Origin of the sequence: Burkholderia seminalis (assembly GCF_001718535.1) — a bacterium.
GTDB classification, from domain to species: Bacteria; Pseudomonadota; Gammaproteobacteria; order Burkholderiales; family Burkholderiaceae; genus Burkholderia; species Burkholderia seminalis.
Window position 1 is genome coordinate 2,961,258 of the sequence record NZ_CP013398.1, and the last position, 20,924, is coordinate 2,982,181.

General features: G+C 68.3%; 20 protein-coding genes and 1 riboswitch. Of the genes, 14 read left to right on the forward strand and 6 right to left on the reverse strand.

Features of this window, described 5'->3' with window-relative positions; genetic code table 11:
* Nucleotides 1-281 precede the first annotated feature (281 nt).
* Nucleotides 282-1,922, reverse strand: a complete 1,641-nt coding sequence (locus WJ12_RS13430; RefSeq protein WP_059560478.1) for a gamma-glutamyltransferase family protein — start codon at nt 1,920-1,922, stop codon at nt 282-284.
* 213 nt (nt 1,923-2,135) lie between these two features.
* Here WJ12_RS13430 and WJ12_RS13435 point away from each other — a divergent pair, with 213 nt between their 5' ends.
* Nucleotides 2,136-2,915 carry a DeoR/GlpR family DNA-binding transcription regulator gene (locus WJ12_RS13435; RefSeq protein WP_006493999.1) on the forward strand — a complete coding sequence of 260 codons (780 nt, stop codon included), beginning with the start codon at nt 2,136-2,138 and terminating at the stop codon, nt 2,913-2,915.
* 302 nt (nt 2,916-3,217) lie between these two features.
* A complete protein-coding gene (locus WJ12_RS13440) occupies nt 3,218-3,415 on the forward strand; it encodes a hypothetical protein (protein WP_006477892.1) in 198 nt (65 codons plus the stop codon).
* 91 nt (nt 3,416-3,506) lie between these two features.
* Here WJ12_RS13440 and WJ12_RS13445 read toward each other — a convergent pair whose 3' ends face one another.
* A complete protein-coding gene (locus WJ12_RS13445) occupies nt 3,507-3,863 on the reverse strand; it encodes a hypothetical protein (RefSeq protein ID WP_082744750.1) in 357 nt (118 codons plus the stop codon).
* A gap of 175 nt (nt 3,864-4,038) precedes the next feature.
* Between WJ12_RS13445 and glpD the strand changes: the two genes are divergently transcribed.
* From glpD to WJ12_RS13460, 3 genes are all read left to right on the forward strand, one after another.
* Complete coding sequence (gene glpD / locus WJ12_RS13450) at nt 4,039-5,562, forward strand: glycerol-3-phosphate dehydrogenase (RefSeq protein ID WP_034189036.1); 1,524 nt, start codon at nt 4,039-4,041, stop codon at nt 5,560-5,562.
* Nucleotides 5,563-5,667: 105 nt separating this feature from the next.
* Nucleotides 5,668-7,170, forward strand: a complete 1,503-nt coding sequence (gene glpK, locus WJ12_RS13455) for a glycerol kinase GlpK (protein ID WP_059560484.1) — start codon at nt 5,668-5,670, stop codon at nt 7,168-7,170.
* An 80-nt stretch (nt 7,171-7,250) separates the two neighbouring features.
* A complete protein-coding gene (locus tag WJ12_RS13460; RefSeq protein ID WP_027785355.1) occupies nt 7,251-7,967 on the forward strand; it encodes an MIP/aquaporin family protein in 717 nt (238 codons plus the stop codon).
* Between the two features lie 74 nt (nt 7,968-8,041).
* On the opposite strand, the gene WJ12_RS13465 is transcribed toward WJ12_RS13460, so the two are convergent.
* Nucleotides 8,042-8,251 (reverse strand): hypothetical protein, encoded by a 210-nt coding sequence (locus WJ12_RS13465; protein ID WP_156444815.1) that lies wholly within the window; start codon nt 8,249-8,251, stop codon nt 8,042-8,044.
* Nucleotides 8,252-8,434: 183 nt separating this feature from the next.
* Here WJ12_RS13465 and WJ12_RS13470 point away from each other — a divergent pair, with 183 nt between their 5' ends.
* The gene (locus WJ12_RS13470) at nt 8,435-9,121 is read left to right on the forward strand and encodes an HAD family hydrolase (protein WP_034189103.1); all 687 of its coding nucleotides are present in this window, start codon (nt 8,435-8,437) and stop codon (nt 9,119-9,121) included.
* A gap of 70 nt (nt 9,122-9,191) precedes the next feature.
* Here WJ12_RS13470 and ribB read toward each other — a convergent pair whose 3' ends face one another.
* The 3 genes from ribB to WJ12_RS13485 form a co-directional block, all read right to left on the reverse strand.
* On the reverse strand, nt 9,192-9,902 hold the full coding sequence (gene ribB, locus WJ12_RS13475) for a 3,4-dihydroxy-2-butanone-4-phosphate synthase (protein ID WP_034189033.1): 711 nt from the start codon (nt 9,900-9,902) through the stop codon (nt 9,192-9,194).
* Between the two features lie 118 nt (nt 9,903-10,020).
* A riboswitch (FMN riboswitch) is annotated at nt 10,021-10,169 on the reverse strand.
* Nucleotides 10,170-10,355: 186 nt separating this feature from the next.
* Complete coding sequence (locus WJ12_RS13480) at nt 10,356-11,039, reverse strand: helix-turn-helix domain-containing protein (RefSeq protein WP_049031911.1); 684 nt, start codon at nt 11,037-11,039, stop codon at nt 10,356-10,358.
* A 215-nt stretch (nt 11,040-11,254) separates the two neighbouring features.
* The gene (locus WJ12_RS13485; RefSeq protein WP_059560535.1) at nt 11,255-12,430 is read right to left on the reverse strand and encodes an MFS transporter; all 1,176 of its coding nucleotides are present in this window, start codon (nt 12,428-12,430) and stop codon (nt 11,255-11,257) included.
* A 146-nt stretch (nt 12,431-12,576) separates the two neighbouring features.
* Here WJ12_RS13485 and WJ12_RS13490 point away from each other — a divergent pair, with 146 nt between their 5' ends.
* The 8 genes from WJ12_RS13490 (at nt 12,577) to lnt (ending at nt 20,896) form a co-directional block, all read left to right on the forward strand.
* Nucleotides 12,577-13,509 carry a LysR family transcriptional regulator gene (locus WJ12_RS13490; protein ID WP_034189031.1) on the forward strand — a complete coding sequence of 311 codons (933 nt, stop codon included), beginning with the start codon at nt 12,577-12,579 and terminating at the stop codon, nt 13,507-13,509.
* 213 nt (nt 13,510-13,722) lie between these two features.
* Nucleotides 13,723-15,096, forward strand: coding sequence for a tRNA (N6-isopentenyl adenosine(37)-C2)-methylthiotransferase MiaB (miaB, locus tag WJ12_RS13495; protein ID WP_034189030.1), 1,374 nt, complete (start codon nt 13,723-13,725; stop codon nt 15,094-15,096).
* Nucleotides 15,097-15,125: 29 nt separating this feature from the next.
* The gene (locus WJ12_RS13500) at nt 15,126-16,172 is read left to right on the forward strand and encodes a PhoH family protein (RefSeq protein ID WP_034189029.1); all 1,047 of its coding nucleotides are present in this window, start codon (nt 15,126-15,128) and stop codon (nt 16,170-16,172) included.
* A 134-nt stretch (nt 16,173-16,306) separates the two neighbouring features.
* Complete coding sequence (ybeY, locus tag WJ12_RS13505) at nt 16,307-17,083, forward strand: rRNA maturation RNase YbeY (RefSeq protein WP_034189028.1); 777 nt, start codon at nt 16,307-16,309, stop codon at nt 17,081-17,083.
* 12 nt (nt 17,084-17,095) lie between these two features.
* Nucleotides 17,096-17,728, forward strand: coding sequence for a gamma-glutamylcyclotransferase (locus WJ12_RS13510; RefSeq protein ID WP_034189027.1), 633 nt, complete (start codon nt 17,096-17,098; stop codon nt 17,726-17,728).
* Nucleotides 17,729-17,771: 43 nt separating this feature from the next.
* Entirely contained in the window at nt 17,772-17,921 is a 150-nt protein-coding gene (locus WJ12_RS36410) for a hypothetical protein (protein WP_167361875.1), read from the forward strand.
* 334 nt (nt 17,922-18,255) lie between these two features.
* On the forward strand, nt 18,256-19,143 hold the full coding sequence (locus tag WJ12_RS13515; protein WP_034189026.1) for an HlyC/CorC family transporter: 888 nt from the start codon (nt 18,256-18,258) through the stop codon (nt 19,141-19,143).
* Nucleotides 19,144-19,195: 52 nt separating this feature from the next.
* Entirely contained in the window at nt 19,196-20,896 is a 1,701-nt protein-coding gene (gene lnt / locus WJ12_RS13520; protein WP_059560490.1) for an apolipoprotein N-acyltransferase, read from the forward strand.
* Nucleotides 20,897-20,924: the final 28 nt, after the last annotated feature.

A 20,924-nucleotide genomic window follows, 5' to 3' on the forward strand; every position in this document is an offset into this window, starting at 1 on the left:
GCCCATGCCTTCGGCACAGGCGCCCGCCTTCCCGCAGGCGGCGTTTTACGTCGTTTATAGTGAATTGGTCCGGCCGAACCATGCTGGCATCTTAGCCGGACTTTGCGGTTCGTGCTCCAGAGCACTGACCATACCCGACAGGCGCAGTTCCGCGACGTCCGTTGCCGTTCGTTAGATGAGTCCTTCAAACCGCTTGCGCCCGGTCGACGGTACGGGGCCGCGCCAAACGAAACGGGCGGCCGTTCGGCCGCCCGTCGAGCACGCAAAACGGCGGCGATCCGTCAGAAACCGGCCGCCAGGCCGTCGCGCCGGCTGTCGCTCGCCGCCACGTAGCCGCGCTCGCGATCGTCGCGGTCGAGACGCCAGATGAACTGCCCCGAACCGAAATCCATGTAAGGATCGTCGATCGACTGGATCGTATGGCCGCGTGCGGCCAGGGCGTCGACGGTCGCGCGGTTCATCGTCGATTCGACGTCGAGCGTGAAGTCGCGGTTGACCTTCCAGCGCGGCGCATCGCACGCGGCCTGCGGCTGCTGCCCGTAGCCGAGCATCCGCACGACGGTCTGCAGATGGCCTTGCGGCTGCATGTCGCCGCCCATCACGCCGAAGCTCATCACGGCCTCGGTGCGGCCGTCGACTTCCTCCGTGACGAACGCCGGGATGATCGTGTGGAACGGCCGCTTGCCGCCCGCGACGACGTTCGGCGACGCCGGATCCATCGAGAAGCCGTGCCCGCGGTTCTGCAGCGCGATGCCGGTGCCCGGCACGACGAGCCCCGAACCGAAGCCCATGTAGTTCGACTGGATAAAGCTCACCATCATCCCGCGCTCGTCGGCGGCCGACAGGTAGATCGTGCCGCCCGAATGCGGCCGGCCGGCGCCGAAGTGCGTCGCGCGCGCGGGATCGATCAGCTTCGCGCGTTCGGCGAGATACGCCTCGTCGAGCATCTGCTCGGGCGTGACGTCCATCGCGCGCGGATCGGCGACGTAACGATAGACGTCCGCGAACGCGAGCTTCATCGCCTCGATCTGCAGATGCTGCGAGTCGACCGAATCGAGCGGCCATTCGGTCACGCCCGCCTGCTCGGCGATCCCGAGCGCGATCAGCGCGGCGATGCCCTGCCCGTTCGGCGGGATCTCGTGAATCGTGTGGCGGCCGAAGCGCTTGCCGATCGGCTCGACCCATTCCGGCCGGTACGCACGCAGGTCGGCTTCGGTCATCGCGCCGCCGCCTTCGCGCGCGAACGCGGCGATGCGCTCGGCGAGCGCGCCTTCGTAGAACGCCCGGGCGCCGTCCTTCGCCAGCGTGCGCAGCGTCTGCGCATGACCGGGCAGGCACACGCGTTCGCCGACGTGCGGCGCGCGGCCGTGCGGCATGAAAGTGTCCGCGAAGCCCGGCAGGCCCTGCAGTTCGGGCACGGCAGCGGCCCACTTGTGCGCGACGATCGGCGGCACCGCATAACCGCGCTCCGCGATCTCGATCGCCGGTTCGAGCAGGTCCGCGAACGGCAGCGAGCCGAATTTCGCGTGCAGCGCTTCCCAGCCCGCGATCACGCCCGGCACGGTCACGGTATCCCAGCCGCGCGTCGGCTTGTTCGCGAAGCCGTGCGCGTTCTCGCCGTGGCGCTTGCGGAAGTAGTCGACGTTCCATGCGGCCGGCGCGACGCCCGACGCATTCAGCCCGGACAGCCGCTCGCCGTCCCACACGAGCGCGAACGCGTCGCCGCCGAGGCCGCACGACACCGGTTCGACGACGGTGATCGCGGCCGCGGCGGCCAGCGCCGCGTCGACCGCATTGCCGCCCTTCCACAGCATCCGCAGGCCGGCCTGCGCGGCCAGCGGGTGCGACGTCGACACGACGTTGCGCGCGAATACCGGAATGCGGGTCGTCGGATACGGGTTGTGCCAGTTGAAGCCAGTCATCGATGCCACCTCGTCGAAAGCTGAGTGAACGCGCGCCCGCGTGCGCAGGCAATCCGCCATTGCAGCGCGATCAGCGCGATCGCACAAATTCATTTGTCACATGAATCCATGCTATTTCCGCATGAATTACGCGCCGCGACGCCCGCCGCGCCGGCCGAATGCCGTTGCCGCCCTTACAATACCCGCTCCGTCTCACGACACGACCATCGAGCCATGACCCGAGATCCCCGCCTCACCCTCAACGCGCGCCAGCAGGAATTGCTCGAATGGGTGCAGCGCGACGGCTTCGTGACCGTCGACGATCTCGCCGCGCACTTCGCCGTGACGCCGCAGACGATCCGCCGCGATGTGAACTGGCTCGCCGACCTGAACCTGCTGCGCCGCTACCACGGCGGCGCGAGCCTGCCGACCAGTTCGGAGAACGTGTCATACACCGCGCGCCAGCGGATGTTCCACGACGAGAAGCGGCGCATCGCGGCGCTCGCGGCGTCGCACATTCCCGACCAGGCGTCGTTGTTCATCAACCTCGGCACGACGACCGAGGAAGTCGCCCGCGCGCTGAATCGCCATCACGGGCTGCACGTGATCACGAACAACCTGAACGTCGCGTCGATGATGAGCGGCTATCCCGACTGCGAGGTACTGATCACGGGCGGCATCGTGCGGCCGTGGGACAAGGGCATCGTCGGCGAGCTCGCGATCGACTTCATCAGGCAGTTCAAGGTCGACTACGCGATCATCGGCACGTCGGCGATCGAGGCCGACGGCACGCTGCGCGACTTCGACACGCGCGAGGTGCGCGTGGCCGAGGCGATCATGCAGCATGCGCGCACGGTCTACCTCGTGACCGATCATTCGAAGGTCGGCCGCCCGGCGCTCGTGCGCCAGGGCCACCTGAGCCAGGTGCACGCGCTCTTCACCGACAAGCCGCTGCCGCCCGAGATGGCCGACACCGTGGCCGCGGCCGGCACCCAGGTGTACGTCGCGGAATGACGATCGCGATGCTGCACCGCACCTGAAACTTCAAGTGAAATCAAGAAGTTGGCGCCGCGCGCGAACCGCTTGCGGCCCCCGTTCCTGTCAAACGGAAAATTAACGGGGCACGATTTGTCGTTGCCCGCGCGCTCGACTAGACTCCAGTTCCCCGGCCCGTTCGCCTGATCCGCCTGTGCCAGGGCGGTGCGAACTGCAGGGCCGGCGAATGCAGCTTTTCCCCCCAAGCCATACCCCGCGGGGTATCGCGCGCCGGCGTTTGCGCCGGCTGCGCGGGCAGTCCGATTGCCATGGAGAGAACGATGCTGAGTCCGCATGAATTCGCCACGCTATTGCTTGTGAAGGACGCGCCTGATCAGCGCGATATGGATCGGGATGAACTGGACATCCTGCTCGAACAGCAGCTCGTTCGCCTGGAAGGGCTCGGCTCGGGACGCAAATACTGCGTGACCGAGACCGGCGACGCCGCGCTGCGATCCATCAAGTACCGCTATTCGTGACATTCCGCTGTTCCTGACCTGACCCGTCCGCGCGGCCGACTCCGGCCGCGCGGTCGTTTCCGCTTGCCCCGCCCGTTCGCCGCGGCCGGCTTCAACCGCCGCGCAGCGTCGGATCGACCGCCGCCCGCCAGCTGATGGCCTGCGCGCGCGCCCCGTTGAAATATGCGATCCAGCCGGCGCGCGCCGCCGCGTCAGGCGCCACATAGTGGGTCGAAAGTTCGTTTACGAACGCACAATAGTTCGCCTCGGTCAGCCCGCGATACCGCTTCGCCACATACGCGTCGTACAGCGTCGAGTAGACCGGCTGCGCGTCCGCGCCCCAGTCGCGCGCCGGACCGCCGCACGACGTCTGCAAGTCGACGAACGACGGCGCCCGCCAGTTGCCGGCGAGCGGCGGCGTGCCGGCGCTGCAGCCCGCCAGAAGGACGGCGCCCACGCCGGTCCACATCCCAATACGCATGATTCACCTCGCGAAACGGTCGATTCCGCCAGTATCGTCCGGGATCGCGCCACGCGCTACTGGCCCCGCTTTTTCGAACTTTACTTTTTCGATTTCGTTCGTTAAATTTCGAATTCGAACATTTTTGTGTTCGCTCTATTTCAACAGACGATAAGGACAGCAGGTGATCCAACCGAATCGCTACGATCTGCTCGTCGTCGGCGGCGGCATCAACGGCGCGGGCATCGCGCGCGATGCGGCCGGCCGCGGCCTGTCGGTCCTGCTCTGCGAGCAGGACGACCTCGCGTCGCACACGTCGTCGTCCAGCACGAAGCTGATTCACGGCGGCCTGCGTTACCTCGAATACAACGAGTTCGGGCTGGTGCGCAAGGCGCTGCAGGAGCGCGAAACGCTGCTGCGCGCGGCGCCGCACATCATGTGGCCGCTGCGCTTCGTGATGCCGCACATGCCGAACCTGCGCCCGGCCTGGCTGATCCGCATCGGCCTGTTCCTCTACGATCACCTCGCGAAACGCGAACTGCTGCCCGGCTCGCGCGGCATCGACATGCGCCGCCACGCGGCCGGCGCGCCGCTGATCGACTCGATCAAGCGCGGTTTCGTCTATTCCGACGGCTGGGTCGACGATGCGCGCCTCGTCGTGCTGAACGCGATGGATGCGAAGGAGCGCGGCGCCGAGATCCTGACGCGCACCCGGCTCGTCTCCGCCGAACGCCGCGGCGACGAATGGGAAGCGCGGCTGCAGCACGCCGACGGCTCGATCCAGGTCGTGCATGCGCGCGCGATCGCGAACGCGGCCGGCCCGTGGGTCGGCGAAGTGCTGCACGGCGCGCTCGGCCGCGGCGCGCATCACAGCGTGCGGCTCGTGAAGGGCAGCCACATCATCACGCGCCGCCTGTTCGATCACGATCACGCATACATCTTCCAGAACCCGGACAAGCGGATCATCTTCGCGATTCCGTACGAGCACGACTTCACGCTGATCGGCACGACCGACGTCGAGTACACGAACGATCCCGCGAAGGTCGCGATCGATCGCGACGAGACGCAGTACCTGTGCGATTCGATCAACCGCTACTTCAAGCGCAAGATCTCGCCGGCCGACGTGCACTGGACCTACTCGGGCGTGCGCCCGCTACTCGAGGACGAGAACGCGGCGAACGCGTCGGCCGTCACGCGCGACTATCGCCTCGAGCTGGACGACGGCGCGGGCGCCCCGCTGCTGTCGGTGTTCGGCGGCAAGATCACGACGTTCCGCAAGCTCGCGGAAGAAGCCGGCGACATGCTGTGCCGCGCGCTCGGCCGCGACGCGAAAACCTGGACCGCCGGCGTCGCGCTGCCGGGCGGCGACATCGCGGACGCGAAGTTCGACGTATTCGCCGACGCGTTCGCAAAACGCCATCCGTGGCTGCCCGCCGCGCTCGCCCGCCGCTATGCGCGTGCGTACGGCACGCGCGCCGAGCGCGTGATCGACGGCGCGAAGTCGCTCGCCGACCTCGGCGCCGAAATCGCCCCGGGCATCCACGAAGCCGAACTGCGCTACCTGCGCGACGCCGAATGGGCGACCTGCGCGCAGGACGTGCTGTGGCGCCGCTCGAAGCTCGGCCTGCACGTGACGCCGGGCACGCTCGACGCGGTGACGGCCGCGGTCGACGCATGGTTCGCCGCCGCGCACGCGCCGCACGCGTGATCCGGATGCTGTTGCAGTTGCCGTACCGACGTTGATTCACCGACGCGCCGCCCCACATGCGGCGCGCATCACAACTACGCCAATCCACGGATGGAGATGAGAGACATGCAGGACCAGTACATCCTCGCGCTTGACCAGGGCACCACGAGTTCCCGCGCGATGCTGTTCGATCGCCAGGGCAATATCGTTTCGATCGCCCAGAAGGAATTCGAACAGATCTACCCGCAACCCGGCTGGGTCGAGCACGACCCGCAGGAAATCTGGTCGACGCAAGCCGGCGTCGCCGCGGAAGCCGTCACGCGCACGGGCCTGAACGGCACGTCGATCGCCGCGATCGGCATCACCAACCAGCGCGAGACGACCATCGTCTGGGATCGCGAGACGGGCCAGCCCGTCTACAACGCGATCGTCTGGCAGGACCGCCGCACGGCCGACTTCTGCGACTCGCTGAAGAAGCAGGGGCTCGAGGCGAAGGTGCGCGCGAAGACCGGCCTGCCGATCGACTCGTACTTCTCCGCGACGAAGATCCGCTGGATCCTCGACAACGTGCCGGGCGCACGCGAGAAGGCGCGCCAGGGCAAGCTCGCGTTCGGCACCGTCGACAGCTGGCTCGTGTGGAACTTCACGAAGCACGAACTGCACGTGACCGACGTGACGAACGCATCGCGCACGATGCTGTTCAACATCCACACGCGCGAGTGGGACAGCGAGCTGCTCGAGCTGCTCGACATCCCGCGCAGCATGCTGCCGGAAGTGAAGGCGTCGTCGGAAATCTACGGCCACACGAAGACCACCGTGTTCGCGTCGAAGATCCCGCTCGCGGGCATCGCCGGCGACCAGCACGCGGCGCTGTTCGGCCAGATGTGCACGACGTCGGGCATGGTGAAGAACACCTACGGCACCGGCTGCTTCCTGATGATGAACACCGGCAACAAGCCGATCGAGTCGAAGAACAACCTCGTCACGACGATCGCGTGGCAGATCGGCGACGACGTGCAGTACGCGCTCGAAGGCAGCATCTTCATCGCGGGCGCGGTCGTGCAGTGGCTGCGCGACGGCGTCGGCATCATCAAGACGGCCGCGGAAATCGAAGCGCTCGCCGCGAGCGTGCCGCATACCGACGGCGTCTACCTCGTACCCGCGTTCGCCGGTCTCGGCGCGCCGCACTGGAACGCACGGGCGCGCGGTTCGGTATTCGGCGTCACGCGCGGCACGACCTCCGCGCATCTCGCGCGCGCGGCGCTCGACGCGATCGCGTACCAGTCGCTCGACGTGCTGGCCGCGATGGAAGCCGATTCGGGCATCAGCATCGGCGAGCTGCGCGTCGACGGCGGCGCAAGCGCGAACAACCTGCTGATGCAGTTCCAGGCCGACCTGCTCGGCGTCGATGCGGTGCGCCCGCAGATCACCGAGACGACCGCGCTCGGCGCGGCCTACCTCGCGGGCCTGGCGATCGGCTACTGGAAGAACCTCCACGAAGTGCGCGACCAGTGGCAGCTCGATCGCCGCTTCTCGCCGTCGATGCCGAAGGAGCAGGTCGATCGCTGCATGTCCGGCTGGCAACGCGCGGTGCGCGCCGCGAAGGCATGGGCCGACGACGCCCAGTAATCCTCCGGTATCCCAACGAAATACAACAACACCGGCGGACCGCGCCACGCGCGAGTCCGCCGCGACATACGAGAGACAACATGTCACCTTATATTGCAGAATTCATCGGCACGGCGATCCTCGTGCTGCTCGGCAACGGCGCGGTCGCAAACGTGCTGCTTGCAAAGACCAAGGGCAAGGGCGCGGACCTGATCGTGATCGTGATGGGCTGGGCGATGGCCGTGTTCGTCGCCGTGTACGTAACCGCGTCGTTCAGCGGTGCGCACCTGAACCCGATCGTCACGATCAGCCTCGCGCTCGCGGGCAAGTTCGCGTGGTCGAAAGTCGGCGGCTACGTCCTCGCGCAGATGCTCGGCGGGATGGCCGGCGCGCTGCTCGTGTGGCTCGCGTATCGCCAGCACTTCGCGAAGGAAGCCGATGCGGACCTGAAGCTCGCGGTGTTCTGCACCGCGCCGGCGATCCGCAGCGTCACGCACAACGTACTGACCGAAGCGATCTGCACGTTCGTGCTGATCCTCGGCGTGCTGTACCTCGCGTCGCCGCAGGTCGGCCTCGGCGCACTCGACGCGCTGCCCGTCGGCCTGCTCGTGCTGGGCATCGGCATCTCGCTCGGCGGCCCGACCGGCTATGCGATGAGCCCGGCGCGCGACCTGTCGCCGCGCATCATGCACGCGCTGCTGCCGATCCCCGGCAAGCGCGACAGCGACTGGCGCTATGCGTGGGTGCCCGTCGTCGGCCCGCTGCTCGGCGGCGCCGCGGCAGCCGGCCTGTATCTGCACCTGCACGCCACGATCTGATCGCGGCCTGAACGAAGCGCGTGGCGTTCGGCGCCGCGCGCTTCGTCCTTCTCTTGCCCCGCCCCCCCTTTTCGCTAGCGGTCGCTCGCGGCCGTCACCCGCGATTTCCGCTTCACGTTCGTCTCCACGACTACGACCGGCGTCACGTCGATCACGCGCTCGACCGGCATTCTCTCCAGCCGCATTTCCCAGACGAATCCCGATGCACGCCTGAAGGCGCTTGCGGCGGCGAACCGCGCAATGCGCATCGGATGGGAGTGGATTTCCGCGTCCTCGTCGAGCACGCGCCCACCCGTCGGCACGCCCTTCGACAACGGCGGCCGCGCGCCTGACAGGCGGGCCTCCGCACCGATCGGCACGACCCGGCCGCATCGGGCAAATTTGCCGAAACGTCACGCGGCGCGCGCATGAAAGCACGTATGATGGCGAATTGATCGGCGTCGCCGATTGTCCGCTTGTTCACCATCATGCTCGATCACCTCATCTGCGACTGCGACGGCGTGCTCGTCGACAGCGAAGTCATTGCCGACCGCGTGCTGCTCGACACGCTGTCCGCCACGTTCCCGAACCTCGATTTCGAAGCCGCCGCGAAGTCGGCATTCGGCCAGCAGACGTCGCGCTTCCTCACCGGGATCGAATCCCGCTTCGGCATCGAGATGCCCGCGAACTTCATCGAGACCATCGAACACAACATCGAGGTCGCGCTCGCGCAATCGCTCGCACCGATCTCCGGCGTGCGCGATGCGCTGCTGAAGGTCACGCTGCCGGCGGCGGTGGTCTCGAACAGCCGGCTCGTGCGGGTGCGCAATTCGCTGAAGCGCGCGTCGCTCACCGAGATCTTCGGCGAGCGCGTGTTCAGCTCGGAACAGGTGGCACGACCGAAACCCTACCCCGACGTCTACCTGCACGCGGCGCAGACGCTCGGCGTCGCGCCGGCGCGCTGCATCGTCGTCGAGGACAGCGTATCGGGGTTGAATGCCGCGCGGGCGGCCGGGATGAAGACGATCGCGTTCGTCGGTGCGAGCCACATCCCCGACAATTACGCGGACGCGCTGCGCGCGATGGGCATCACACGGATCATGCGCAAGATGGACGAACTGCCCTCGCTTGTCGAGGCCGGCATGCGCGGCGAATTCGGCGACGTGCAGTCCTGAGATTCATGCAGGCCGGATCAGGTCGATCCGGCCCGCCGCGGATGCGCGAACGCACCCGCTTTCCCGTCACTCAGGCCGGCTCGCAGCAGCGCTCGCGCGCGGCCGCCAGCGCCTCGCGGAACTCGACGAGTTCCGCGATCGTCAGCATCGGCAGCCCGTGCCGTTGCGCGAAACGCTCGACGTCGTCGCCGCGCGTCATCGTGCCGTCCGGATTCATCAGCTCGCACAGCACGCCGGCCGGCTTCAGGCCCGCGAGGATCGACAGGTCGACCGTGCCTTCGGTGTGACCGCGGCGCGCGAGCACGCCGCCCGGTTGCGCACGCAACGGAAACACGTGGCCGGGGCGCACGATGTCGTGCGGCTTCGCGCCTTCCGCGATCGCCGCGCGGATCGTCGTCACGCGGTCGGCCGCCGACACACCGGTATGCACGCCTTCGCGCGCTTCGATCGACACCGTGAACGCGGTGCCGTTGCGGCTCTCGTTGGTCTGCACCATCGGCGGCAGCTCGAGCGCGCGCACCGTGTCGTCGGTCAGGCACAGGCACACGATGCCGCTGCACTCGCGGATCAGCAGCGCCATCGTCTCGGGCGTGATGCGCTCGGCGGCGACGATCAGGTCGGCTTCGTTCTCGCGGTCGTGGTCGTCCTGCAGCACGACCGCGCGGCCGGCGCGCATCGCGTCGAGCGCAGCGGCGATGCGCGGCGGCACCGGTTCGGAATCCAGCAACGGGAGATCGGCAAAGGCGTCGGCCGGTGCCGACGAACGGGACATCAAGGACATGTGAAACGCTCCTCGCAAATACGATTTGGGCGAAAAACGTTCCAGGGCATTGCAAACAGACAGAACGACAACCCGCTTCGCACGCATCGCGAAGCGGCCCTGACGGACATGACTATCTGCACATCTTCTCTCATCCGGACTATGACCGTCGGCTCTGGCATTCGACCAGATCTGCTGACCCCGCGCGGATGCGCGGGCGCTCGCGGGCTCGCCGGCTTACGCCAGCCTACCGCCGGTGGGGATTTTCGCCCCGCCCTGAAGACGCACTGATTGCCGGACGGGGGTTCCCCGTCAACGGCGGGCCAAGCATACAACAGCTGCGCACGAAGCGCAGCGCACCACACCTAAAACCTTACTGACGACTCCGTCTAACGGCATCGTCCGAACGGCCGACTCTCCGGCCGCACGCCCGCGACACAGCGCGACAGCGGCCGTTGCGTCGCGCCCGCGCGGTCAGTGGGCCGCATGCGCCGCATCGGGCACGAGCCAGCGCGGCGGCACCTCGGGGCTCACCGTCACGCGAAACGCGCGCGCTTCGCTGTCGCCGGGGTTGCGCAGGCTGTACGGCTGGTCGGCATCGAACACGATCGCGTCGCCGGTCGCCAGCAACTGACGGCGGTCATGCACGCTGACTTCGAGCGTGCCTTCGCTGACGACGAGGTTGATCGTCGTGCCGGGGGCACGGCGCGCGCCGGGCTCCGTATGCAGCGGCGCGATCCGCAGTTCGTGGAATTCGGCCGCGGCCGGCTCGCCTTCCGGATACAGCGCGCGTGCCGAGAAACGCCCGTTCGAACTGACGACGCGCGACGCGCGCTCCGCCGCCAGGTGCTCGAAGCCGTTTACCGCGTGGCGGCGCAGGAACGCGGCGACCGACACCTTCAGCGCCGCGGCGATCTTGCAAAGCACCTTGATCGACGGCACGCTGCGCGCCGACTCGATCTGCGCGAGCATCGCGCGGGATACGCCGGACAGCCGCGCGAGCGCATCGAGCGACAATTGCCGCTCGGCGCGCAAACGCGCGAGGTTCACGCCGACGACCTGCTCGAGGGCGTCGAGCGACGCGGACGCGTGCAGGTCGGCCGCGTTGCCGGACTCGAAGGAAGACACGTCGCGCACGAGCGCCAGGGATGAAGACATAGCATTGCCTCCGGGCCGCCGTGCGGCCCTGCGTAGGGGGTAAGCCGGGATCGGAATCGGGTTGCGCCAGCCATGGCGCGTATCGAGACGCTATCACCCGGCCTGGCACGGGCAAACGAAGTTATCTTCACACCGTTATCACCATTGCGGAGGAATGCGTTTCTCGCGAACCTTTTCCTGCCGCTATCGCGTCGCCGCCCGGCCCCGTGACGCGCTCACTGCGCTGCCGGCGCCGCGCCGCGTGCCGGGCCGCGCGCGTCGAGCCGCATCGCGAGCCACGTAACGACCAGCGCCGCGAACGTGACCGCGACGGCGACCCACGGCAGCGCGTCGAGCGCGAGGCCGTGCTCCAGCGCGAGGCCGCCGAGCCACGCGCCGCCGGCGTTGCCGACGTTGAACGCGCCGATGTTCAGCGTCGACGCGAGATGCGGCGCGCTCGCGGCCTTCTCGACCACGCGCGCCTGCAGCGGCGGCACCGTCGCGAACGCGGCGATCCCCCACACGAATATGGTGACGGCGGCCGCGACCGGCAGGTGGCTCGTCTTCGCGAACACGGCCATCACGGCCATCAGCGCGACGAGGATCGCGATCAGCGACGGCATCAGCGCGCGGTCGGCGAGCTTGCCGCCGAGCGTGTTGCCGATCGTCAGCCCGGCGCCGAACAGCACGAGGATCAGCGCGACCGAACGCGGCGCGTAGCCCGACACGGTTTCAAGAATCGGCGCGATGTACGTGAACACGACGAACACGCCGCCGAAGCCGAGCACCGTCATCAGCAGCGCGAGCCATACCTGCGGCTCCTTCAGCACGCGCACTTCGTGGCCGAGGCCGACCGGCCCGCTGTCGTGACGGTTCGGCACCAGCGCGGCCACGCCGCCGAGCGACAGCACGCCGAGCGCGGCGACGATCCAGAACGACGCGCGCCAGCCGAGCAGCTGGCCGACGAAGGTGCCGAACGGCACGCCGAGCACGTTCGACAGCGTGAGCCCCGTGAACATCAGCGCGATCGCGCTCGCGCGCTTGTCGGCCGGCACGAGCGACGCGGCGACCACCGCGCCGATCCCGAAGAACGAGCCGTGCGCGAACGACGTGACGACGCGCGCGACCATCAGCATCGCGTAGCCGGATGCGGTCGCGCACAGCACGTTGCCGACGATGAAGATCGCCATCAGCAGTTGCAGCGCGGCCTTGCGCGGCATGCGGCTCGTGAGCACCGCGAGCAGCGGCGCGCCGACCGCCACGCCGAGCGCGTAGCCCGTGACGAGCAGGCCGGCCGACGGCAGCGACACGGCGAGGTCGTGCGCGACTTCGGGCAGCAGGCCCATGATGATGAATTCGGTGGTGCCGATGGCGAAGGCGCTGATCGCGAGCGCCAGTAACGGGATGGGCATGACGTTCTCCGGAAGGCGGCGGCCGCGGCGCCCGATCGGTGCCGCACCGCACAAGAAGCGGGATGTGCGCGCATTGTCCCGAAGACGCCTATATTTGATAATTGGCGTGGCATTTGAACCATTTTCAAAAATTTCTGGAAAATCGCATGGACCGACTGGGCGATATCCGGCTGTTCGTCGAAGCCGCGGAGCTAGGCAGCCTGTCGGCCGCCGGGCGCAAGCTGAACCTCACGCCGGCCGCCGCGAGCGCGCGCCTCGCGAAGCTCGAGGCGAAGATCGCGACGCGGCTGTTCGAACGCTCGACGCGGCAGTTGCGGCTCACCGACGAGGGCAGGCTGTACCTGAACTGCTGCCGCCAGGCGCTGCAGGCGCTCGACGACGCGGACGCCATGCTGCAGGAAGGCCGCAACGTCGTCGGCGGCAAGGTGCGGCTGTCGTCGACGTCCGATTTCGGCCGCAACCAGCTGCTCGACTGGCTCGACGAATTCACGACGCTGCACCCCGACGTCACGTTCGCGCTGACGGCATCCGATTCGTCGTCGAACCTGTGGCAGGACGAGATCGACCTCGCGATCCGCTTCGCCGCGCCGCCGGACGGCGCGCTGATCGCCCGCCGGCTCGCCACCAACCGGCGCGTGCTGTGCGCGGCGCCGTCGTTCGTCGAGCGTCACGGCTCGCCGGCCGATCCGCACGATCTGGCCCGTTTTCCATGCAACGTGATCACGATCGCGTCCGGGCCGATGAACACCTGGCATTTCACGCGCGGCGACGAGGTGCAGATCCATACGGTGCCCGTGTCGACCGCGTTCGAGACCAACGACGGGGGCCTCACGCGCGAATGGACGCTGCGCGGCCACGGCATTGCGCTGAAGTCGCTGTGGGACATCGCCGACGACGTCCGCGCGGGCCGCCTGCGCGTGCTGCTGCCCGACTGGCGGCACCAGGACGCGCCGCTGCACGCGATCTATCACAGCAAGCGCTACATGGCGCCGCGCGTGCGCGTGCTGCTCGACTTCCTCGCCGAACGCTTCGCGCGCGAGGAAACCGCGCTCGACGACCTGCTGAACGCGTGCCGCTGACGGCCGGTACCCGGCCTTTCAGGGGTCGGAACCTGACACCCGGCGTCGCGCGGCCGCAACCCGCCGCCCGTCCGGGGCGGCGCGAAAAGCTATAATGGAAGGCTTTTCCGACGGCCTTTCCTGCTCGCCGCGCGCATCCGCGTGCCGCGCACGGCCGTCCCGATTCACCCTTGACGACGCCCCCAGGTCAACCACTGCGAACGGCGAATCCCCATGACCAAGAAAGTTTACGTAAAGACCTTCGGCTGCCAGATGAACGAGTACGACTCGGACAAGATGGTGGACGTGCTCAACGCCGCCGAAGGCCTCGAGAAGACCGATACGCCCGAAGACGCGGACATCATCCTGTTCAACACCTGCTCGGTGCGTGAAAAGGCGCAGGAGAAGGTGTTCTCCGACCTCGGCCGCGTGCGCGAGCTGAAGGAAGCGAAGCCCGGCCTGCTGATCGGCGTCGGCGGCTGCGTCGCGAGCCAGGAAGGCGCGTCGATCGTGTCGCGCGCGCCGTACGTCGACCTCGTGTTCGGCCCGCAGACCCTGCACCGCCTGCCGCAGATGATCGACGCGCGCCGCGCGAGCGGCCGCGCGCAGGTCGACATCACGTTCCCGGAAATCGAGAAGTTCGACCACCTGCCGCCCGCGCGCGTCGAGGGGCCGAGCGCGTTCGTGTCGATCATGGAAGGGTGCTCGAAGTACTGCAGCTACTGCGTGGTGCCGTACACGCGCGGCGATGAAGTGTCGCGCCCGCTCGACGACGTGCTGACCGAAGTGGCCGGCCTCGCCGACCAGGGCGTGCGCGAAGTCACGCTGCTCGGCCAGAACGTGAACGCGTACCGCGGCGCGCTGGCGGCCGGCTCGTCCGACATCGCCGATTTCGCGACGCTGATCGAATACGTCGCCGACATCCCGGGCATCGAGCGGATCCGCTACACGACGTCGCACCCGAAGGAATTCACGCAACGCCTGATCGACACCTACGCGAAGGTGCCGAAGCTCGTGAGCCACCTGCACCTGCCGGTCCAGCACGGCTCCGACCGCATCCTGATGGCGATGAAGCGCGGCTACACGGTGCTCGAATACAAGTCGGTGATCCGCAAGCTGCGCGCGATCCGCCCCGACCTGTCGCTGTCGACCGACATGATCGTCGGTTTCCCCGGCGAGACCGAGGACGATTTCGACAAGATGATGGCCCTGGTGCACGAGATGAGCTACGACACGAGCTTCTCGTTCATCTACAGCCCGCGCCCCGGCACGCCGGCCGCGAACCTGCACGACGACACGCCGCGCGACGTGAAGCTCAAACGCCTGCAACATCTGCAGGCGACCATCGAGGAGAACGTCGCACGCATCAGCCAGTCGATGGTCGGGAAGGTCGAGCGGATCCTCGTCGAGGGCCCGTCGCGCAAGGACCCGAACGAACTCGCGGGCCGCACCGAGAACAACCGGGTCGTGAATTTCCCGGCGCCGCTCGCCGCGCACCCGCGCCTGATCGGCCAGATGATCGACGTGCGGATCAACCATGCGTACCCGCATTCGCTGCGCGGCGAGCTCGTGCTCGTCAGCGGCGATGCGAGCGCGGCCACCCACTGATTGACGCTCAACAGGAGCCCGACGCTACTTTGAAGACCGTCCAAGCACTGGAATTCACTGCCCCGCGCGACGACAACGCGCGCCTCGCCAACCTCTGCGGCCCGCTCGACGAGAACCTGCGGCAGATCGAACAGGCGCTCGACGTCACGCTCGCGCGGCGCGGCCACCGGATCACGATCCGCGGGCGCGGCGCGAAGCTCGCGCTCGCCGCGCTCGAGAACTTCTACAACCGCGCGCGCGATCCGCTGTCGGTCGACGACATCCAGCTCGCGCTGGTCGAGGTGCGCCACACGACCGGCAACGGCCGCCAGGACACGCTCGACGTGCGCTTCCGCGGCGACCCCGACCATCCGTTCGACGAGCCCGTCGTGCAGCTCGACGCCAGCGAGCCGGACGAGGAACCCGCGCCGAAGCTGTACACGCGGCGCGCCGACCTGCGCGGCCGCACGCCCGCGCAGCGCGAGTACCTGAAGCAGATCCTGTCGCACGACGTGACGTTCGGCATCGGGCCGGCCGGCACCGGCAAGACCTACCTCGCGGTCGCGTGCGCGGTCGACGCGCTCGAGCGCGACCAGGTCAAGCGGATCGTGCTGACGCGCCCGGCCGTCGAGGCCGGCGAGCGGCTCGGCTTCCTGCCGGGCGATCTCGCGCAGAAGGTCGACCCGTACCTGCGCCCGCTGTACGACGCGCTGTACGACCTGCTCGGCTTCGACAAGACCGCGAAGATGTTCGAGCGCCAGATGATCGAGATCGCACCGCTCGCCTACATGCGCGGCCGCACGCTGAACCACGCGTTCATCATCCTCGACGAGGCGCAGAACACGACGCCCGAGCAGATGAAGATGTTCCTCACGCGGATCGGCTTCGGCTCGAAGGCCGTCGTGACCGGCGACACGAGCCAGGTCGACCTGCCGCGCGGCCACAAGAGCGGCCTCGTCGAGGCGCAGCAGGTGCTCGGCGGCGTGCGCGGCATCGCGCTCACGCGCTTCACGAGCGCGGACGTCGTGCGTCATCCGCTCGTCGCCCGCATCGTCGAGGCGTACGACGAGTTCCACGCACAGCATCAGGACGGCTGAGCGGCAGCCTGCCCTGCCCCCACCCTGCCGGCCCGGCCCGCCACACGGCGCGCCGGGCTTTTTTTGCCCGGTCGAATTCGGGTGGGATCGGCCGTTTGGTGTATCCTCGACGCGTCCCAATCGCCGTACGCGTCATGAAATCTTCCCGTTCCCGCAAGTCCGGTCGCGCCCAGTCCGCCGCGCCCGAATCCCCCCGTCTTTCGCTGTTCGACGCGAAGGGCAAGGCCCGCACCGTCAACGCACAGGGCCTGCGGATCGACTTCCCGGACGGCCGCAGCCTGATGTTCGACCTGTCGGGCAGCTCCGGCGACGCGGCCGTCGCGATCGTCGCGCAGCACAACGATCCGGCGATGCGCGCGAAGCTCGCGCTGCAGCCGGAGCACTACGACAGCGTAACGCTGCACGTGGGGGCCGAGCTCGCGCCGCGCGAGGACGACCACGACGACGCACCGCGCGCGCTGGAACTCGACCTGTCCGTGCAGTATGGCGACGAAATCACGAGCGACGTGCGCAAGACGCTGCCCAAGCGCAAGCTGATCGCCGAATGGATCGAGCCGGCGCTGTTCGCGAGCGCGCAGCTCACCGTGCGCTTCGTCGGCGAAGGCGAAGGGCGCACGCTGAACGCCGGCTACCGCCACAAGGACTACCCGACCAACGTGCTGACCTTCGCGTACGACGCGGCGCCCGACGGCACCGTGATCGGCGACCTCGTGCTGTGCTGCCCGGTCGTCGAGAAGGAAGCGCACGAGCAGGGCAAGCCGCTCCTGGCCCACTACGCGCACCTGCTGGTGCACGGCGCGCTGCACGCGCAGGGCTACGACCACGAGACGAGCGACGAGGACGCGGCCGAAATGGAAGCGCTCGAAGTCGACATCCTCGCGAAGCTGGGCTTCCCGAACCCGTACCAGTAAGCCTTTCGCACGATGCGCAACGCCGCGATGCTCCCGCCCGCCTACCCGCCGTCGATCGGCGACGGGCGCCTGCTGACGGAAGACGAGCTCGCGGCCTCGCTCGCGCACACGATGCGCGACTGGGACGGCCGGCAGGATCTCTGGCTGTTCGGCTATGGCTCGCTGATCTGGAACCCCGGTCTCCCGACCGTCGCCGCCGTGCGCGGCAAGGTACACGGCTACCACCGCGGGCTCTACCTGTGGTCGCGCGTGAACCGCGGCACGCCCGAACGCCCGGGCCTCGTGCTCGCGCTCGATCGCGGCGGCTCGTGCTCGGGCATCGCGTTCCGGCTGTCGGGCCCGACCGCGCAGCCGCACCTCGAGACACTGTGGAAGCGCGAGATGCCGATGGGGTCGTACCGGCCCGCGTGGCTGCCCTGCACGCTCGAGAGCGGCGAACGCGTGAACGCGCTCGCGTTCGTGATGCGCCGCGACGTACCGACCTATACGGGCAAGCTGTCCGACACCGTCGTGAAGGAAGTGTTCAGCTGCGCGGCCGGCCGCTACGGCACGACGCTCGACTACGTGAGCCGCACGGTCGACGCGCTGCGCGCGAGCGGCATTCCCGATCGCGCGCTGGAAGGGTTGCTCGCACGATGCAAGTGACGCGATCCCGCACCGCCCGCGCATTCGAACGAGGCGCCCACCGATGAAACCGTCACGCTGGTCGCGCTGCAAGGTCGCCGCGCTGCTCGTCGCCGCGAGCGTCGCCTTGTCCGGCTGCGGGATCCTGGGCTGCGGCGGCGCCGCGACCAACGGAGCGGCCGCCGGCGGCTGCTCGGCCGGCATGCGCTTCTGAGCCCCCTTTCGCTGCCGAGCCCCCTTTCGCCCCCGTCTTCGACCGCGATCGCATGCGGCGGATTGCCGCCGATGCCAACCGGCCGGCCGGTCGTTTTCCCCGTTGCGCCGCCCCGTCCTGCCCGAACCTGTTTTTTGCGCTGCTGCGCCTTCGCCCTTTTCTGGGATAGGATGGACCCGAGGACGAGGTCGCGCCCGGCGCGGCCGTCCGCGAGCGGGGCCCGCGAGCCGCCCGCCCTGGCCGTGCGGCCGGGGTGACACGGTCGCGTCGTGCCCTTGGTGTATCCTTGCCTACTCCGTGACAGCGCGCCCCGGCATGACCCGGGCGCACCACCATGAACGATTCGTATCCCAGTCGTAAGCCAACCGACAAACCGCAAGAAAAGCGCTCGCTGCTCGAGCGCCTGACCGACTTCATCTCGCCCGAGCCCGAATCCCGCGGCGAGCTGCTGGAAATCCTCCAGGACGCCCACGAACGCAACCTGATCGACGCCGACTCGCTGTCGATGATCGAAGGCGTGTTCCAGGTCTCCGATCTGTGCGCCCGCGACATCATGGTGCCGCGCGCGCAGATGGACGCGATCAACATCGCCGACAAGCCCGAGGATTTCATCCCGTTCGTCCTCGAAAAGGCGCACTCGCGCTACCCCGTGTACGAGGAGAACCGCGACAACGTCATCGGCGTGCTGCTCGCGAAGGATCTGCTGCGCTTCTATGCCGAAGAAGAGTTCGACGTGCGCGGGATGCTGCGCCCGGCCGTGTTCATTCCGGAATCGAAGCGCCTGAACGTGCTGCTGCACGACTTCCGCGTGAACCGCAACCACCTCGCGATCGTCGTCGACGAATACGGCGGCGTGGCGGGCCTGATCACGATCGAGGACGTGCTCGAACAGATCGTCGGCGACATCGAGGACGAATACGACTTCGACGAGGAAGCCGGCAACATCATCTCGGGGCCGGACGGCCGCTTCCGCGTGCGTGCGCTCACCGAGATCGAACAGTTCAACGAGGCGTTCGGCACCGATTTCCCCGACGACGAAGTCGACACGATCGGCGGCCTGATCACCCATCATTTCGGACGCGTGCCGCATCGCGGCGAGAAGCTGCAGCTCGGCAACCTCGTGTTCGAGATCCAGCGCGGCGATGCACGCCAAGTGCACGTGCTGCTGGTGCGCCGCAACCCGCTCGCCAGCCGTCGCGCCGAAACCTCGCACGAAGACTGACCGTTCCGCGCCAGCCGCGTTTCCTTCAACCGCTCGCCCACTTCCGCTTCACATGGACGATCCGATCCCGTCCCGCCCGGCTGGCGGCCTCCTCGCGCCGGCGCCCGGCCGCGCGCTGCCGCGCTGGCACTACCCGGCCGCGCTGCTCGCGGGCGCGGCCAATACGCTCAGCTTCGCACCGACGCCGCACGGCGGCTGGCTGCAACTCGTCGTATTCGTCTGGTTTTTCGCGCAACTGACGCGCACGTCGAGCTGGCGCGGCGCCGCGCTCACCGGCGGCGCATTCGGCTTCGGCAACTTCATCAGCGGCATCTGGTGGCTCTACATCAGCATGCACGTGTACGGCGAGATGGCCGCGCCGCTTGCGGGCGGCGCGCTCGTGCTGTTCGCGCTGTACCTGTCGCTGTACCCGGCGTTCTCGGCCGGGCTGTGGTCGTTCTGCGCGGGCCATGCGTGGCATCGCCGTACCCCCGATCCACGTCCGTTCTCGCCGACCTGGCACGGCGCGTTCGCGTTCGCGAGCGCGTGGGCCTTCGGCGAATGGCTGCGCGGCACGCTGTTTACCGGCTTTCCGTGGCTCGCCAGCGGCTACCCGCAGGTCGACGGCCCGTTCGCGGGCTTCGCGCCGGTGGTCGGCGTATACGGGATCGCGTGGGTACTCGCGCTGTTCGCGGCGCTGGTCGTGCAGGCGCTCGTCGCCGCGCGCCCGGCGCCCGCGCGTGACAACGGCGCCGGGAGTGCCGGCGGCAACCCGCGCGTGCGCATCGCCGCGCCGGCCGGCGTGGCGGTCGCGCTCGTCGCGGCCGGCCTCGGGCTGTCGCAGGTCACGTGGACGGTGCCCGCGAATGCGCCGCTCACCGTGCGGCTGCTGCAGGGCAACGTGAAGCAGGACATCAAGTTCGAGCAGGAAGGCATCGACGCGGCGATCAAGATGTACCAGCGGATGATCATCGAGAAGCCGGCCGACCTGATCGTCACGCCGGAGACCGCGATCGCCGTGATGATCCAGGAACTGCCCGAGCCGTTCGCCGTCGCGATCCGCAAGTTCAGCGACACGACGGGCTCGGCCGTGCTGTTCGGCGCGGTCGGCGCGTCGGTGACCGAGGACGGCCACTACGTCGACTATACGAACAGCCTGTACGGCGTGACGCCGAACTCGCGCGATATCTATCACTACGACAAGCACCATCTCGTGCCCTTCGGCGAATTCATCCCGTGGGGCTTCCGGTGGTTCGTCGACCTGATGAAGATGCCGCTCGGCGATTTCGCGCGCGGCGCGCCGGTGCAGAAGCCGTTCCTCGTGCACAACCAGCCCGTGATGGCCGACATCTGCTACGAGGACTTGTTCGGCGAGGAAATCGCCGCGACGATCCGCGACAACCCGCAGCCGCCCGGCGTGCTCGTCAACGTGACGAACCTCGCGTGGTTCGGCGACACGATCGCGCTCGACCAGCACCTGCAGATCGCGCGGATGCGCTCGCTCGAAACGGGCCGGCCGATGCTGCGCTCGACCAACACGGGGATGACCGCCGCGATCGACGCGCACGGGCGCGTGCTCGGCCAATTGAAGCCGTTCACGATCGGCTCGCTCGACGTGCGGATCGAAGGCACGAGCGGCTTCACGCCTTACGTGACGAGCGGCAACAACATCGTGCTCGCGGTGTCGTTCGTGCTGCTCGCGTTCGGCTTCACGTTCGGGCCGGGGCTGCGCCGGCGCAATGGCCGCAACAACGGCGGCGATCAACCCAAATGACGCAAGCGGCGGCCGGTGACCGCTAGCC